This window comes from Nocardioides sp., assembly GCF_041393715.1.
Taxonomy (GTDB): Bacteria; Actinomycetota; Actinomycetes; order Propionibacteriales; family Nocardioidaceae; genus Nocardioides.
The window spans coordinates 192,271-207,582 of the sequence record NZ_JAWKJQ010000002.1 but is presented as its reverse complement, the minus strand read 5'-3'; the positions used below and the strand labels follow the sequence as shown (position 1 = coordinate 207,582).

Genomic DNA, 15,312 nt, shown 5'->3' with positions numbered 1-15,312 from the left:
GCCAGCGAAGGAGGTCCCGATGGCGCTGTGGGACCGGGTTCGCGGGCTGCCGCCCCCGACCGGGCACCACGACGCACTCCGGCAGGCGGAGCAGGGCGTCGCGATCTACTGGCGTCCCGGGTGCGGCTTCTGCGCGGCGCTCGGCGCCCGGGTGCGCCGCTACGCCGACCGCGCCGCCTGGGTGAACATCTGGGAGGACGACGAGGCGGCGGCCTACGTGCGCAGCGTCAACGGCGGCGCCGAGACCGTCCCCACGGTCGTGATCGACGGGGTCCCGCACACCAACCCCCCGCCACGCCTGGTGCGCAAGGCGCTGGCCCGCCACGGATGAGCACCGGCGAGGGCCTGCGACCGGCACCCGACGACGACGTCGAGGTGTTGGAGCAGACGCGACGACCAGCACGCTGGCCGGCGCGGCGGATCGCTCTGCTGCTCGTCTCGGTCGTCGTGCTCCTCGGGTCGCTGGGTGTCGTCGACCGGACCGCACGAGGCCGCGAACAGCGGGCGCTCGCCGGCTGTGAGGCGGCGGCCAACGCGACGGTCGACCAGGCCTGGGCTCCGGTCGTGGCGATGGCGGGCTACGTGCGACCCACGCTGAGCCAGGTGCCGGAGGGCCGGACCCGGCAGGAGATCTTCGACCTGGTGGCCGCCGAGGCCGAAGGCGGCGACCAGCCGGTGGCCGACGCCGCCGCCCGCTGCGCCTCGGTGCCGATCTGGTGGCACCACGCCGACCTGCGCCGCCAGCGCGACCTGTGCACCAGCGCGCTGGCCGCCGAGGTCGGTCGGCTGGCCGCCGTGGCGCGCAACGGACGAGCCGCGTTCGACAGGGCGACGCTGGCGCGCTGCGGTCCGGGCTGACGTAAGCCGCGGAAGGATGACCGCAGCACGCGACGCAGCTCGAGCCGGCGCCGGTCGTCGAGGTCACCGGGCGCGGTCAGCTCGTGGAAGGCCAGCTCGGCGTCCACGACCGGGAAGTCACGCACGGTCGGCGCCCAGATCGTGGGCAGCTGGGCGTCGAGGAACACCATCAGGCCGCGCACCGGCACGTCGTACGCCGCCAGCTCCCGGCGTACCGCCAGGTGCTGGAAGGCCAGGGCCTCGACCCGGTCGGACCGGTCCTTGCCCCGCACCATCAGCCGCTCGGTGCCCGGTCCGCCGGGGAAGACGACCTCGACCCGCTCGCCGGGCTCGTGCCACATCCCGACGACCCAGACACCCGACGGGGTCAGCGCGACGTGGTCCGCGCGAGCCGTCTCGGACGCGAGCCGGTGCAGCCACCAGGTGGTCTGGTCACCCAGCGCCTCCAGCGACTCGACCTCCGAGCGGGCCTCCTCGTCACGCTCGGCGTCACGGCGTGCGCGCTCGCGGACCAGGGTGGTGTCGAGGTCGGCCATCAGCCGGTCGACCGAGCCGGACGCGAGCGCGGCGAGATCCTCACCGGCGGCGTGAGCGCGGCGCTGGCGGAGTCGTTCGAAGGTGCTAGACGACAAGGTGGTCTCCCACATCCCGAGTCGGAGGTTTACGAGAGAGTTGTAACCCAGGGTTGCCCCCGCCGTCCGGCGATCGTCAAGCCGCGATGGCAAAACTTGCCACAGTGCGTGCGAACGGGGCGGCGCATGGCCCAGACGGGTGGGGAGCGCGACCGGCCCGTCTGGATCAGGTTCGACCATCCAGGAGACATCTGGGGCACCAGTGCGTAGTCTGGGCCGGAATTGACACAGACGACAGGGGGCAACAACGTGGGTTCTCGGGACAGCGCGACGATCGTGGCGTCAACCGACATGGGGCGACGGATCCGTGAGGCGCGCGTCGCACAGGGGATGACGCAGGGTGACCTGGCGGGGTCGGAGTACTCCGTCGGTTACGTCTCGCGCATCGAGTCGGGCGCGCGGCAGCCCAGCCGCCAGGCGCTCGCCACACTGGCCGCGAGGCTCGGGGTCTCCCCCGAGTTCCTCGAGACCGGCGCCGAGGCCGCGGACGCCCTGGCTCGACGTCATGACGTCGACCGGGCCGAGCTGGCCCTTGCGGGCGGCGACATCGACGAGGCGGTCGCCCTGACCGCCGACCTGCTCGAGCATGCCGACCTCACCCCGTGGCCCGACCTGCTCCGCCGGATCCGGCTGGTGCACGCCCTGTGCTACGAGGCGATGGGCGACCTGCACTCCGCGATCATCGCGCTCGAGGACCTCGACCGCGAGGCGGGCGACGACGCCGATCCCAACATCGGCATCGCGCCGTCGCGCTGCTACCGAGACGCAGGTGACTATCCGCTGGCGATCAGCGTCGGCGAGCGCATCCTGCGCTCGATGGAGACCAAGGGCTCGGCGGCACCACCGAGCACGTCCGCCTGTCCATGACCGTGTCAGGTGGCTACTTCGAGACCGGACAGCTCGGCGTTGCCACGCGGATGGCGCGGCGCGCGATCAAGGTGGCCGAGGCCAACGCCGCGCCCGAGGCCCAGGCTGCGGCCTACTGGAACGCGAGTGTCTACGAGCGTGCGGCCGGCAGGCTGCAGGCCGCGGTCGACCTCGCCTCACGCGCGCTGACGATCCTCGAGAACGGCAACAGCACCCGCAACCTCGCCAAGCTCCGGACCCAGCTCGCCCATACGCTGCTCAACGACCCGTCGGCCGAGACCCAGGAGATCCGGGATCAACTGGACCTGGCCGGTCGCGAGCTCGACTGGTCCTCGGCCAGCCCGGTCGACCGCGCGAGGCATTCGCTGGTGATGGCTCGGCTGCAGTTGCGCGAGGGCAATCCGACTGCTGCTCTCGACTCGCTGCAGTCCATCCCGGTCGAGGTGTGTCACCAAGATCCAGGGCTGACCGCCGAGGCCCACGTCACGAAGGTCCAGGCGCTGACCGTCATGAGCGAGCCGATCGACGTCGATCTCGAGCAGGCCGCCGACCTTCTCACCCTTCTCGAACCGATCTGGGCGTGGCTCAGCTCTGGTTCAGCCTCGCCGAGGCGGCCGAGGTCGCCGGCCGGACCGGTGCGGCCCTTGCAGCCTTCCGGCAGGCAGCCGTGTGCTTGGGAGCGGCGCGGATGAGGATGCCCTCGGTCGACCGTCCCGCCTTCCGGCTCCCGGCTGCGCAGTAGACCTCCGAACCCCTCGGAGTCAGCAGCAGAGACCGTTGCCGGTCTTGCTCACCCGGAAGCTGGCGGCGTCGGCGGGTCCGGCAGCGATGGTGGACAGGGTCAGGGTGCAGACGGCGGCGACGAAAGCGGCGACGATCCGAGACATGGGGGGCTCCTTAGGTAGGACTGCAGTGGTGGTCAGTTCGATGTGACAGCAGCCAGGCACAACTTGGCAAGTCCTTCAGGCAAACTGTCGGGCGCAACGGTGCACAATGATGCGATGCCGGGGCCCGATTGGGCTACTCCACCGTAGGTTTCGCGGACAGATTTTCTCAACCGTGACCGGCCGAGCGCCCGAAAGGGGCATATAGCCCTCCCCCATGGGGGTTACTTTCACCCTGAAGAAGCGTCGTGACGACCTTTCGCCCCCGTGACGAAACAGACGTCACGCGGTGGCAAATTCTTGCGAGGTACGGCGTCCCCACCACCACTCGGCCACCACGAGGTTGGGCACCCAGCACCACCACGCCACGGCCGGGTAGGCCACGTCGAGCCCGACGCCGGCGATCGCGGCCAGCGGCAGCTCGAGACGGAGCGTCACGGCCGCGAACGCCAGGGCGAAGGAGCGGACCGCCCAACGCCGGTGGGCCACCGGGTCCCCACCCCGGGCGGCCAGCACCGCCGCCACGGTCGAGACCGTCCACAGGACGCCGAGCACGCCGAAGCCGGTGCCGGCCACCGGGCCGGCCTGCGTCCCGACCGCTGCCGCTGTGCCGGAGACGCCGCCCGCGACGGCCGCGACGGCGTACCCCCGGCCGAGCCACCGATGCCACCGGACCCGCCGCCGGAGGGCCGGCCACAGCTGCCAGGGCAGCAGCAGGAGCGCGACGCCGGCGGTGGCGACATGGACCTTCAGGGCCAGCGGCAGGCCGTTGGCCGCCACGTCCGGCGGCAGCAGTCGGAAGCCCGACGCGGTGAGGGCCACGGCGTAGAGGCCCACGAACAGGCAGCCCGCGGTGGCGAGACCGAGACCGAGGCGAGCGCGGGGGAGGATCGACGAGACATGACCCGAGCCTGGCCGCGGACCCGGTCCGCGGGCACCGGGCATGGCCCGCAAGAGCCCTGGGTCACCCTGAGCCCAGGGTGGGGCAGCCCCTACCCTCGGCCGGTCACCCGCCGGCGAGGCGGCCGGTGTCGTAGGCCCACATCGCGATCTCCACCCGGTTGCGGGCGCCCAGCTTGGTGAGCAGCGAGGTGACATGGGTCTTCACGGTGGTGACGCCGATGAAGAGCTCGGCGGCGATCTCGGCGTTGGTGCGACCGCGCGCCACCAGCGTCAACACCTCCTCCTCGCGATCGGTGAGCGGCTCCAGGGGCTGCGCGGGAGCCTGGGCCGGCTGCTGGGCCGCCCAGGTCGCCAGCAGCCGCCGGGTCACGTTGGGCGCGACCAGCGCATCGCCTCGCGCCGCGGCGCGCACGGCCTGGAGCAGCAGCTCCGGGCCCGCGTCCTTGAGCAGGAAGCCCCGGGCCCCCGCACGCAGTGCGCCGTGGACGTACTCGTCGAGGTCGAAGGTGGTGATCACCACCACGGCGGTCGGGTCGGCCACGTCGGGCCCGGCGAGTCGGCGGGTCACCTCGACCCCGTCGAAGCCGGGCATCCGGATGTCCACCAGCAGCACGTCGGGTCGGAGCCGGCGTACGGCGTCGACCGCCGACGGCCCGTCGACGGCCTCGCCGACCACCTCGACCCCGTCCTGCGCGCCCAGGATCATCGCCAGGCCGGTGCGCACCAGCTCCTGGTCGTCGGCGATCACGACTCGGATCGGCTCGCTCATCCCACGTTCTCCCTCGGCAGCTCGGCCCGCACCACCCAGCCGCCCCGGGAGGAGGGGCCCGCGGTCAGCCTCCCCCCGAGCAGCTCGGCGCGCTCGCGCATCCCGACCAGCCCGAACCCACCCTCGGCGGCCACGGCGGCGAGGCGACCGTCGTCGGTCACCTGGAGCCGCACCGAGGCCGGGTCGCCGCTCACCTCGATCTCCACGGCGGTGGCTCCTCCGGCGTGCCGCAGGGCGTTGGTGAGCGACTCCTGGGCGATCCGGTAGATCGCCGTGTCGACCATCGGGGTCAGGTCGACGAGGTCTCCGCGGAGCCGGACCTCGACCCGAGGGCGAGCGTCCGGCCGAGCCAGCCGCAGCAGGTCGGCGACCCCCGGCTGCGGGGCGTACTCCGCGTCCTCACCATGCCGGAGCACCGACACCATCGCCCGCATCTCGGCCAGCGTGCGCGAGGCCTCCTGCTCGATGGTGGCCAGGGTCTGCAGCGCCGCCTCGGGCCGGGTGGCGGCCACCGCGCGGCCGGCCTGGGCCTGGACCGCGATCGCCGAGACGTGGTGCGCGACGGTGTCGTGCAGCTCCCGCGCCAGGCCGACCCGCTCCTCGCTCCGCGCCTCCGCCAGCTGGCGGTCCCACAGGTCGGCTCGGTAGCGGAACGCCGCGCCGTCCGCGATCGCCACCAGCAGCACGGCGATGCCGCCCACCAGGTCACCGGGACCGTTCGTGGTCGCCGAGAAGCCGTAGGCCGCCGCCACGGCCACGAAGGCGAGCCCGACCACGATCTCCCGGCCCGACCCCCACCGGACCAGGGAGTAGAGCAGGACCAGGACCACGATCATCGTGTAGAGGCCGAGGTCTGCCGTGCCGGCCACGAGCTGGGCCGTCGTCAGCGTCATCCCGAGGCCGAAGCCCGCGAGGAGGCACGCCAGCGGCCGCTCCCGACGCCACGGGAGCAGACCCACGACGACCAGCGCCACCACCGTGACCACCGGCCGCCAGGCCACGTCGGGACGCCAGATCGCCTCGCCGAGCGCGGTCACCGACAACACCGCGACCAGCGCCCAGTCCCGCGGGCCCCGCGGCGGGATGTGGGCGGGCCGGGACTCATGCCAGAGCGCACGCCAGAAGTCCACCCACCCAGCCTAGGGACCGCGACACCGCCGCGGCTCCACCGAAAGGAGGACTCGCCGACCCTCCCACGGGCCGAGCCAGGTCGGGCCTCGTTGCCGATCCGCCCGCCCCCTCCGCGACGCGAGCCTGGACCCGCCGGGAACGCCCCGGCATCACCGACGCGAGGAGAGGCACCATGTCGTCGCTGCTGTACCGCTGGGGTCGCTGGTCGGCCCGCCGCCCCTGGCCGGCGCTGGGCGCCTGGCTGCTCGTCTCCGTCCTGGTGGTCGCCGCCTCCGTCGGCGTCGGGCGCACCCTGGACGACACGATGGCCGCACCCGGCACCGACTCACAGGCGGCCGCCGACCTGCTGGCCGCGGACGGGACGGACCGCGGCGGGTTGACGGCGTACGTCGCCGCGACGCCGCGCGACCCGGCCGTCACGTTCGACGACGCGACCCCGGCCGCCGACCTGCGGGCGCTGCGCGACCGGGTGGCCGGTGCCGACGCGGTGGTGACCAGCACCGAGGTCGTCTCCCCCGATCGGCGGGTCGCCGTGGTCACCCTGAGCTATCCACCGATCGAGGAGCTCGGCCACGGCGACCTGGTGTCGCTGAAGGACGCCCTCGACGCCGCCCGCCCCGGCTCCTCGCTCCAGATCGAGGCCGGAGGGGACCTGTACTTCAGCTTCGAGGAGCCGACCACCAACGTCGGAGAGGTCCTCGGCCTGGTCGCCGCCCTGGTGATCCTGCTGCTGGCGTTCGGCTCGCTGCTCGCGGCCGGGCTGCCTCTCGCGGTGGCGTTGGTCGGCCTCCTCGTCGGCGCCAGCCTGCTGCCGCTCGTCGCGCACCTGGTCGCCATCCCGAGCTGGACGCCGGCGATGGCCGCGATGGTCGGGCTCGGCGTCGGCATCGACTACGCGCTGCTCCTGCTCACCCGGTTCCGGGAGCAGCGCGCCGCCGGGGCGCCCGTGACCGAGGCCGTCGGGCAGGCGCTCGCGACGGCCGGCCAGTCCGTGGTGGTGGCCGGCGGCATCGTGGTCGTGGCGATCCTGGGCCTGGCCTTCGCCGGTCTCCCGTTCGTCGCGGCGGGCGGTGTCGGGATCGCGGTCGTGGTGCTCGTGATGGTCCTCGCGGCGCTGACCCTGCTGCCGGCACTGCTGGGGCTGGCCGGTGACCGCCTCACCCGGCGGGGACCGCTGGCCCGGCTGCTGGACCGGCTGCCGGGTCGACGCGCGGCCGTGACCGGCACCGTGCGCCGCTGGGAGCGCTGGGGACGACACGTCACCCGGCACGCGGGTCCCTACGCCGTCGCGGGTGCGGTGGCCCTGGTGGCGCTCTCGGTGCCCGTGCTCGGCCTGCGACTGGGGCTGCCCGACCAGGGCAGCATGCCGGAGTCGCGCACCGAGCGGCGGGCCTATGACCTGGTCGCCGAGGGCTTCGGACCCGGCGCCACCGGCCCGCTGCTGGTGGCGATCGACTCCACGTCGCCGCGCGTCGTCGACGACGTGCTCACCGCGCTGGACGACGACCCCGGGGTCGCCGCGGCACTCGTGGTGCCCGGTGCGCCGGACGCCACGGTCACCGTGGTGTCCGCTCAGCCGACCACCGCGCCCCAGGACGAGGCCACGGTCACGACGATCGACCGGCTGCGCGAGGAGGTGCTGCCCGCCGCGCTCGAGGGCAGCGGCGCGCACGCCCACGTCGGGGGCTACAGCGCCAGCCTCGACGACCTCGGCCAGCGGGTCCAGCAGCGGCTGCCGATCCTGGTCGCCGCCGTGGTGCTGCTGTCGTTCCTGCTGCTGATGATGGTCTTCCGCTCCGTGCTGGTGCCGCTCAAGGCCGCGGTCCTGAACCTGCTCGGCGTCGGAGCGGCGTACGGCGTCCTCGTCATGGTGTTCCAGAAGGGCTGGGGGGCCTCGCTGATCGGCCTCGAGTCGACGGTGCCGATCATCTCATTCATCCCGCTGTTCATGTTCGCGATCCTGTTCGGGCTCTCGATGGACTACGAGGTCTTCCTGCTGTCGCGGATCCGCGAGGAGTACCTCCGCACCGGCGACTCCGACGAGGCCGTCGTCCACGGGCTGGCCACGACGGCACGCACCATCTCGTCCGCGGCGGCGATCATGGTCGCGGTGTTCGGCGGCTTCGTGCTCGGCGAGGACCCGATCCTGAAGATGCTCGGCCTGGGGCTCGCGACCGCCGTGCTCGTCGACGCCACCGTGGTCCGTCTGGTGCTGGTGCCCGCGATCATGAAGCTGATGGGACCCGCGAACTGGTGGCTCCCCGCATGGCTGGACCGGTTGCTGCCCCACCTCGACGTCGAGACCGGCGACCCGGGGCAGCCTGCCGCCGAGGAGCCCGCCGCGGTGCCCGTGGGGTGACCCCGCAGCAGGTCGGTGGATCGAGGCTTAGGGTGGGCCGGTGGTCTCCGTGCTCGTGGTCGACGCCGCCAACGTCGTGGGCGCCCGGCCGGACGGCTGGTGGAAGGACCGGCCCGGGGCGGCGGAGCGGCTGCATCGGTCGCTGCTCACCGCGGACGTGCCCGGCGACCGCGTGGTGCTGGTGCTGGAGGGGCACGCCAAGCAGGGTGTCCGGCCGGGGCGCGACGCCCACGTGGAGACCGTCCACGCGGCACGCGACGGCGACAGCGCGATCGTGGCCGCCGCCCGGGCCGCGGCCGAGCAGGGCGCCGAGGTCACCGTGGTCACCGCCGACCGGGCGCTGGCGGCCCGGGTGGCCGGGGTCGGCGCCTCCGTCCTGAGCCCGAGCTGGCTGCTCGACCGGCTCTGACGCCGGCCAGCCGATCACCCGGCCAACCGGTCACCTGGTCAACCGGCCGAGCAGGCCTGGGCTGGGGTCACGCTGGCCCGCCCGGTGGACCGCACCAGCGAGACCTCGACACAGGTGCGTCCGGGGGTCGCGGCCACCACCACCCGCAGCCCGGACACCTGCTCCGGCGGCGGTGCCGGCACGTCCTGCACCTGCACCAGGAAGGTGTCGCCGTCGCGCGGGTCGGGGTTGCGCCAGCGGACCACCGCGGTGCCGCCATTCGCACGCACCCGCACATCGGTGGGCGACGGCACCACCTCGCCGAGCGGGTCCTGGGGCTGCGCCGAGCGGGTCGGGTCAGGACTCTGCGACCCGGGGTCCGGTGGCTGCTCGGCGAGCCGCGGGATCGCCACGGCGGCCGCGGCGACCAGCGCGGCCACCGCGAGGGCCGCTGCGACCACCGCGCCGGGACGCCGGCCACCGCTCCCGGGCGGCTGGGGGTCACCCGCGACCCCCGCCTCGCCGGCCGGCCGGCGTACGACCGTGTCGCCGGCGTCGTGGACCCCCCAGGGGACGTCGTCCGAGCCGGGAGCCCGGCCGGTCGGAAGCGAGGCGCTGCCCGACGGCGCCGAGACCCGGTCGGTCGCCGAGCCGGCGCTGCCCCCGGTGCCCGTGCCGCCCCGGCCGGGACGCGGACGGTCGGGGTCGATGACCACGAAGCTGGACAGCCGGGTGCCGCCCTCGACGAGGTGCTCGGTCGTCGTCCGCTGCTCCTCGCGCACGTCGACGGGGGTGACCGACATCCGCTGCTGGGCCTGCACCTGCTGCAGCGCCCGGGCCAGCTCCATGGCGGTGGCGAAGCGCTGCTCGGGCCTCTTGCCCATCGCGGTGGCGAGCACCCTCTCCAGCTCGACGGGTACGTCGTCCCGGCCGGTGCGGGGCACCGGTTCGGTGCGGACGCGCTGCGCGACGGTGCCGTCGTCGTTGCGCTCGCCGCGCCGGATGAACGGGCCGTGGCCGGCCAGCGTGGCCCAGATCGTCGCCGCCAGGGAGTAGACGTCGGCCGAGGCGTCCATCGGCTGGTCGCCCTCGATCTGCTCGGGTGGCGCCCACGCCACCGACAACCCGTTGACCGCCGGCCCGGCGTCGTGGTGGAGGGTGACCGAGATCCCGAAGTCGGTCAGGGCCGGGCGCCCGAACTCCGTGAACAGGATGTTGACCGGCTTGATGTCGCGATGCAGCACGCCGATCCGGTGAGCGCTCTCGGCGGCGCCGGCGATCTGGACGCCGACCTCGAGCGCCTTGCTCACCGACAGCGGCTGCTGGCGCAGCCGGGCGGCCAGATGGGGGGGCGGGCAGTACTCCATCACCAGGAACGGGCGGCCGTCGGCCGCGGCCCCGGCCTGGTAGATCGAGACGATCGAGGGGTGGTTGGACAGCTGGGCCATCACGTTGGCCTCGGACTCGAAGAGCCGCTGGCTGTCGGGGGTGATCCCCTCGAGCATCACCTTGACCGCGACCCGGCGCCCCAGACCGAGCTGCTCGTAGGCGAAGACGTCGGCGAACCCGCCGCGCCCGAGCAGGTCGACCGCCCGGAAGCCGGGGATCTGCGGCGGGACCGACGCCCGCTGCGTCACGGCAGCCCCTCGACGGTCAGCTGGACGCCGTGGCCGAGGTCGAGGACGTCGCCGTCGACCAGCGGCGTGGGAGTCGAGGAGAGCCGCATGGTCGGTTCGCCGCGCCGCCGCAGGAAGGTGCCGTTGGTGGAGTCGAGGTCGGCGGCCAGCACCGCCCAGCCGTCGATCCGCAGCTCGACGTGCGAGCCCGACACGTGGGGCACGGCCACCGGCAGCAGCAACGGCTCCTCGGCGCCGCCGGGCTGACGTCGCGGCTTGCGACCGATCACCACCGGCCCGGTGAGCTCGAGCTCGACGCCGGCGCCGCGGACGACGCCGAGGGTCGGCCTGGCGACCCGGCGTGCCGGACCGGCCAGCGCCAGCAGGCAGGTGCGGCACACCGGCTGGGACGGCGGGTTGGGATGACCCTGCGGGCAGACCAGGGCGAGCACCGAGCGCGGGTCGCCCGGTGGGTGGCCGGCGCCGCCCGCCGGGCTGCTCGCCGGCGGCGGACCGGGGCGCGCGACGGTGAGGCCGTCGTGGTCGGGCGGGGGTTGGGCGCGGTCGCGGCCCGGGTCGACCGGAGGAGACGCGGGCGTCGGCGGTGGTGGCGGAGCGGCCGCCGGCGGCGCCGGTGGGCCGGCGTCCGCGGGGGCGGACGGGACCGGGCCCGGCGGGACGAAGCCGGGCGGGACGGGCGTGTCCGGCCGGATGGGCGAGCTGGGGCCGCGGGGCAGGTCGCGCGGCACGCCGGTGATCAGGCCGGACCGACCCGGCGGCGTGGCCGGGGGCCGCGCAGGGGGTCGGGCAGCAGGCCGAACGGGATCCGAGGGGCGGCTGGGGACCGCCGAGGGTGGGGCCGACGCAGCGGCGCTGCCGGGCACCCGCCACAGCAGCGAGTCGGCGGGGACCAGCCCCACCTCCAGGGGACGGGCGGCCGGGTCGATCGTCCCCGGCTCGTGCGAGGCGGGCAGCGCGTCGAGCACCAGCCGGACCCCGGCCACGCTGCCGAGCGGCTGCCGGGTCCAGCCGTCGGGGGTCCGCAGCGCCGCGGCCACGTCGCCCTCGGTGTGGACGGCGACCGCGGCGGGGACGGTCGGAGCGGCACCGTCGAGGCGGCGGCAGACGTCGTCGAGGTCACCGGGGCGGGCCACCAGCCCCTCGAGCAGCGCACCGAGCGTGGTCAGCGGCAGTGACCCGTGCAGCAGCGCGACGCCGCCCGGCCAGGCCAGGCCGTGATGCCGGCCGGCCGTCCAGCGCACCGCGATCGTCACCGCCGTCCTCCCCGTGGGTCCACACCGGCATTGTCGCCGCTCGGACGTCGGCGCGTGGCGGTCCGGCGAAACAGCCCTGCGACGTGGGTCGGGAGCCCACGCGCCCACCCCCCTCGTCCGGGCGTACGCCGGCCGCGCAGCGACCGCGTGGAGTAGCGCGCCCGCCAGCGCCTCGAACGGGTCAGCCCGGCACCCAGCTCCCCGCGCATCCGGTCGACCTCGCTCCACACCGCGTCCACCTCGTCGGGCGAGGGGTCCAGGCCACCGAACACCGAGCGGTCGACGCGGTCGGCCACCGCCACGGAGCCGGCGACCGGGTAGGTCTGCGCCAGCAGCCCGGCGGTCTCGTGGCGAGTGGCCACCGGTGACCGGGTGAAGCCGGCGTCGACGGCGTGGTCGACGACCTCGTCCCAGGCGCCCGAGACCCGGTCCGCGGGGCGCTCCGCCGCGAGCCTGCGGCGGCGACGGCGACGCTTGGCCCAGGCGACCAGCACCAGCGGGAGGGCGGCGAGCAGGAGCACGCCGAGCCCGCCGGCCACCCAGATCACCACGATCACCCAGGGGTGGGCCGCGTCGGGGTCGCGGTCGCGGTCGTCCTCGGCGGAGTCCAGCGGTGGAGCCGGGGGCTCCCGCGGCGGGTCGGGCGGGGGCAGCACCTCGGGCTGCGGGTCGTCCTGCGGTCGCGGCGCCTTGGTGTCGGGCGTCTTGTCGCGCTCGGGCGTCGGGTCAAACGGCACCCACCCGAGGCCGGCGAAGTCGACCTCGACCCAGACCCGGGCGTCCGCACCCGTGACCGGCAGCGGCCCGTCGAGGGCCTGCGAGGCCTCCGGGACGAAGCCCATCACCACCCGGGCCGGCAGGTGCAGGTGCCGGGCCATCAGCGCCATCGCCACGGCGTACTGCTCGTCGTCGCCGACCAGCTGGGTCCCGGACAGGAAGGTGGAGATCCGCTCGGTGGTGTGCCCGGGCCGGGAGCTGGTGCGCGACCCGTCGGAGAAGAAGCCCTGGGTGCGGAGCTGCTCGGCCAGCGCGGTCAGCTGGTCGTAGGGCGTCTCGGCCTTGCCCACCAGCTCGGGAGCCAGCTTGCCCACGACGTCGGGGACGCCGGTGGGCTCGGGGAGCACCACGTCGGCGACGGATGCCCGCTCCAGCGCCGCCTTGCCGGGCAGCTGCGGGAAGGCCACCTCGAGGTCGTAGGCCGACCCCGACCGCAGCCCGGCGGTGGTCAGCGCGTTGCCGGTGTCGGGGTTGTAGTAGAGCCCGTCGGCCAGCAGCGACGACTCCGGCCCGGTGAAGCGGACGCCGCGCAGGTCGCCGCTGCCGGGGAGCCAGACGCCGGCGTACTCGTCGATGTCGACGCTGAGCGAGGTCACCGGCAGGTCGCCGGGCTGCGAGGGCGCGATGCTGGTGCCGACCCGGCGGTAGCCCGCCGAGCCGTCGCCCACGCGGAAGACGTTGCCGTCGTAGGTGTCCAGGGCGGCCAGCCGGATGCGGGCGCCCTCGGGCAGCCCGTCGACCGTGAACAGCACCGCCTTCTTGCGGTCCCGCTCGAAGGAGCGGAACAGCGTCAGCGGCGTGGCGTAGTCGCGCAGGTCGAGCGGCGGGGTGACGTCCTCGCGCAGCACGTAGCGGTCCTGGTGGGGGGCGGCGGCGGCCACCCCGACGCCGCCGAGCGCCGCCAGCGCGAGCAGCACCGCGGCCAGCGCACCCTGCTGGAGGCGCGGCTGGGCGAGGGTCGGCTGCTGCAGGATCTCGGCCGAGTCGTCCTCGCGGCGGTGCCCCTGCCGCCAGGCTGCCCAGCCGAGGGCCACGACGGTGAACAGGCCGCCCAGCACCGCGGCCAGCGGCGCCTGCTTGACGCCCCACAGGATGCCGACCAGGAGCAGCGCGAGCGCCGGGAGCACCGCGAGCAGCGACCAGCGCCGCAGCCGCAGCGCCGCGGACACGGCGAGCACCGAGGCCAGCAGCCCGGACAGGAACGGGACGACGGCCGGCCCCGCGAAGGCGTCGGCAGGCGGCGCGACGGTCAGCAGGTCCCGCCACGACTGGAAGCTGAGCATCAGCAGCCGGTGCAGCGTCTCCGCCGACGGCAGCACCCCGGCCACCAGGGTGTCGGGCAGCGCGACCGGCCCGCCGGCGAGGAAGTACGCCGCCAGCACCAGCGCCGCGACCGCGAAGAAGCCCCACCGCCGCCAGGCCCCGAGCACGGCCGCCGCGCCGCCGAGCAGCACGCCGACGCCGGCCGCGAGGTAGCCCGCGCGGCCGTCGAACACCGGCCCGAAGGACAGCACCCCGACCCCGAGCAGCACCGCCATCGCCCCCAGGTCGACCAGCTGCCGGCGGCTCGGTGCCGGCGCGCTCATGCCGGTGGCACTCATCGCAGGCCCCGCATGCCGGCCGGCAGGTCCTCGACGGTGCCGACGTCGAGCACGGCGAGCGAGCCCACCCGGTTGCGGGTGAGCGCGCGGGTGCCGTCGCAGCGCACTGCGAAGGCGCGCACGTCCAGCGGCAGCTGCCGGGAGGCGGCGTGCAGCTCGCGGGCCTGGACGGCCGCGCCGGTGACCAGCGCGGCCACCGACGCGGCCGGCACGGCACCGACGGCCTGGCCGACCAGGTCGATCACCCCGTGCGCCCCGGGCAGCGCCTCGACGGCGGCCAGCCGGTCGAGCAGCCCCGGCCCGCTGCCGAACGAGAGCCGGCCGCGCTGGGTCACGACGCTCACCTCGCGCTCCTCCCGCAACGCGTGCAGGGCGAGGGAGCCGGCGACGGAGACGGCGGTCTCGAGGTCCTCGGGGTCGGCGTACTCCTCGGGGCGCAGCGAGAGCATCACCAGCAGGTGGGAGCGCCGCGTCTCCTCGAACTGGCGCACGATCAGCCGGCCCACCCGGGCGGTGGTCCTCCAGTGCACCGAGCGGCGGTCGTCGCCGGGCACGTAGTCGCGCAGCGCGTGGAAGGACACGTCGGAGGACGACAGGTCCTGCGTGGTGACTCCCTCGATGTCGCGGAGGAAGCCGCTGGTGTCGGCGTCGAGCGGCACGGTGCGGGGGTGGATGAACAGGTCGACGGGCTCGCTCCACGGCTGCTCGCGGCGCAGCAGCCCGAGCGGGTCGCCGTGCACGGCCACCACCGGGCCGAGGGTGACCACACCGCGGCGCCGCGCCGGCACCGAGAACACCTCGCGGTGCTCCTCGCCGCGCCCCAGACCGGACACCCGGAAGCTGGCCGAGGAGCTCCCCACGGGCAGCGACACGGTGGTCGGCAGGCTGGCCCTGCCCACCTCGTTGCGGACGACCACCGCGCCCCAGGCCCGCGAGCCGACGACCACCCGCTGGCTCTCCAGCTCGATGCTGGCGGCGTAGCGCACCCGGGCCAGGGTCCACCCGACCGCCACCACCGTGACGACGAGCCAGCCGGCCCCGAGCAGGGTCAGCTCGACCCACTGCCCGACGAGCCCGGCGACCAGGGCGGCCAGACCGACCAGCGCGACGGCGTACCCGAGCAGGGACGGTACGCCGAGCCACGGCGCGCGCTCCAGGGCGCGGTCGCGGGCCGCGCCGACCGCGTCGGCGAGGCGGTCGCGCAGCCGCCGCCGGGGCGACCCGACGGCGGCAACCGGGCTGCCGAGAGCCAC

The 15,312-nt window shown here is 75.0% G+C and carries 14 protein-coding genes; 5 read left to right on the top strand and 9 right to left on the bottom strand.

All coding sequences use genetic code 11. The annotated features are described in order from the left end of the window. Positions 1-19 precede the first annotated feature (19 nt). Positions 20-331, top strand: a complete 312-nt coding sequence (locus tag R2740_RS03915) for a glutaredoxin domain-containing protein (RefSeq protein ID WP_371301385.1) — start codon at positions 20-22, stop codon at positions 329-331. 247 nt (positions 332-578) lie between these two features. Here the strand turns inward: R2740_RS03915 and R2740_RS03910 are convergent, their stop codons facing one another. Further along, positions 579-1,490: a hypothetical protein gene (locus R2740_RS03910; protein WP_371301384.1), complete on the bottom strand. Its 912-nt coding sequence runs from the start codon at positions 1,488-1,490 to the stop codon at positions 579-581. Between the two features lie 291 nt (positions 1,491-1,781). Between R2740_RS03910 and R2740_RS03905 the strand changes: the two genes are divergently transcribed. Further along, entirely contained in the window at positions 1,782-2,357 is a 576-nt protein-coding gene (locus R2740_RS03905; RefSeq protein ID WP_371301647.1) for a helix-turn-helix domain-containing protein, read from the top strand. Positions 2,358-2,407: 50 nt separating this feature from the next. Further along, positions 2,408-3,049 (top strand): hypothetical protein, encoded by a 642-nt coding sequence (locus tag R2740_RS03900; protein WP_371301383.1) that lies wholly within the window; start codon positions 2,408-2,410, stop codon positions 3,047-3,049. Between the two features lie 69 nt (positions 3,050-3,118). Here R2740_RS03900 and R2740_RS03895 read toward each other — a convergent pair whose 3' ends face one another. The 4 genes from R2740_RS03895 to R2740_RS03880 form a co-directional block, all read right to left on the bottom strand. Beyond that, positions 3,119-3,244: a hypothetical protein gene (locus R2740_RS03895; protein ID WP_371301382.1), complete on the bottom strand. Its 126-nt coding sequence runs from the start codon at positions 3,242-3,244 to the stop codon at positions 3,119-3,121. A 279-nt stretch (positions 3,245-3,523) separates the two neighbouring features. After that, on the bottom strand, positions 3,524-4,078 hold the full coding sequence (locus R2740_RS03890; RefSeq protein WP_371301381.1) for a DUF2306 domain-containing protein: 555 nt from the start codon (positions 4,076-4,078) through the stop codon (positions 3,524-3,526). Between the two features lie 169 nt (positions 4,079-4,247). Beyond that, positions 4,248-4,913: a response regulator gene (locus tag R2740_RS03885; RefSeq protein WP_371301380.1), complete on the bottom strand. Its 666-nt coding sequence runs from the start codon at positions 4,911-4,913 to the stop codon at positions 4,248-4,250. Continuing rightward, positions 4,910-6,043, bottom strand: a complete 1,134-nt coding sequence (locus tag R2740_RS03880) for a sensor histidine kinase (RefSeq protein ID WP_371301379.1) — start codon at positions 6,041-6,043, stop codon at positions 4,910-4,912. The genes R2740_RS03885 and R2740_RS03880 overlap by 4 nt, the downstream gene beginning before the upstream one ends. 173 nt (positions 6,044-6,216) lie before the next feature. On the opposite strand from R2740_RS03880, the gene R2740_RS03875 reads away from it, so the two are divergent. Next, complete coding sequence (locus R2740_RS03875) at positions 6,217-8,403, top strand: MMPL family transporter (RefSeq protein WP_371301378.1); 2,187 nt, start codon at positions 6,217-6,219, stop codon at positions 8,401-8,403. 40 nt (positions 8,404-8,443) lie between these two features. Next, a complete protein-coding gene (locus R2740_RS03870) occupies positions 8,444-8,812 on the top strand; it encodes an NYN domain-containing protein (protein ID WP_371301377.1) in 369 nt (122 codons plus the stop codon). Between the two features lie 38 nt (positions 8,813-8,850). Here R2740_RS03870 and R2740_RS03865 read toward each other — a convergent pair whose 3' ends face one another. The 4 genes from R2740_RS03865 to R2740_RS03850 are packed head-to-tail and all read right to left on the bottom strand — an operon-like array spanning position 8,851 to position 15,312. Next, the gene (locus R2740_RS03865; RefSeq protein WP_371301376.1) at positions 8,851-10,428 is read right to left on the bottom strand and encodes a serine/threonine-protein kinase; all 1,578 of its coding nucleotides are present in this window, start codon (positions 10,426-10,428) and stop codon (positions 8,851-8,853) included. Beyond that, entirely contained in the window at positions 10,425-11,681 is a 1,257-nt protein-coding gene (locus tag R2740_RS03860; RefSeq protein WP_371301375.1) for an FHA domain-containing protein, read from the bottom strand. Before R2740_RS03860 ends, R2740_RS03865 begins: the two co-directional genes overlap by 4 nt. Further along, positions 11,678-14,059 (bottom strand): transglutaminaseTgpA domain-containing protein, encoded by a 2,382-nt coding sequence (locus tag R2740_RS03855; protein ID WP_371301374.1) that lies wholly within the window; start codon positions 14,057-14,059, stop codon positions 11,678-11,680. The genes R2740_RS03860 and R2740_RS03855 overlap by 4 nt, the downstream gene beginning before the upstream one ends. Beyond that, positions 14,056-15,312, bottom strand: a complete 1,257-nt coding sequence (locus R2740_RS03850) for a DUF58 domain-containing protein (protein ID WP_371301373.1) — start codon at positions 15,310-15,312, stop codon at positions 14,056-14,058. The genes R2740_RS03855 and R2740_RS03850 overlap by 4 nt, the downstream gene beginning before the upstream one ends.

Excerpts from the sequence above, each read along its gene's own strand:
- R2740_RS03915 (WP_371301385.1), top strand. The coding sequence starts at position 20 with ATGGCGCTGTGGGACCGGGTTCGCGGGCTGCCGCCCCCGACCGGGCAC.
- R2740_RS03905 (WP_371301647.1), top strand. The coding sequence starts at position 1,782 with ATGGGGCGACGGATCCGTGAGGCGCGCGTCGCACAGGGGATGACGCAG.
- R2740_RS03900 (WP_371301383.1), top strand. The coding sequence starts at position 2,408 with ATGGCGCGGCGCGCGATCAAGGTGGCCGAGGCCAACGCCGCGCCCGAG.
- R2740_RS03895 (WP_371301382.1), bottom strand. The coding sequence starts at position 3,244 with ATGTCTCGGATCGTCGCCGCTTTCGTCGCCGCCGTCTGCACCCTGACC.
- R2740_RS03885 (WP_371301380.1), bottom strand. The coding sequence starts at position 4,913 with ATGAGCGAGCCGATCCGAGTCGTGATCGCCGACGACCAGGAGCTGGTG.
- R2740_RS03875 (WP_371301378.1), top strand. The coding sequence starts at position 6,217 with ATGTCGTCGCTGCTGTACCGCTGGGGTCGCTGGTCGGCCCGCCGCCCC.
- R2740_RS03855 (WP_371301374.1), bottom strand. The coding sequence starts at position 14,059 with ATGAGTGCCACCGGCATGAGCGCGCCGGCACCGAGCCGCCGGCAGCTG.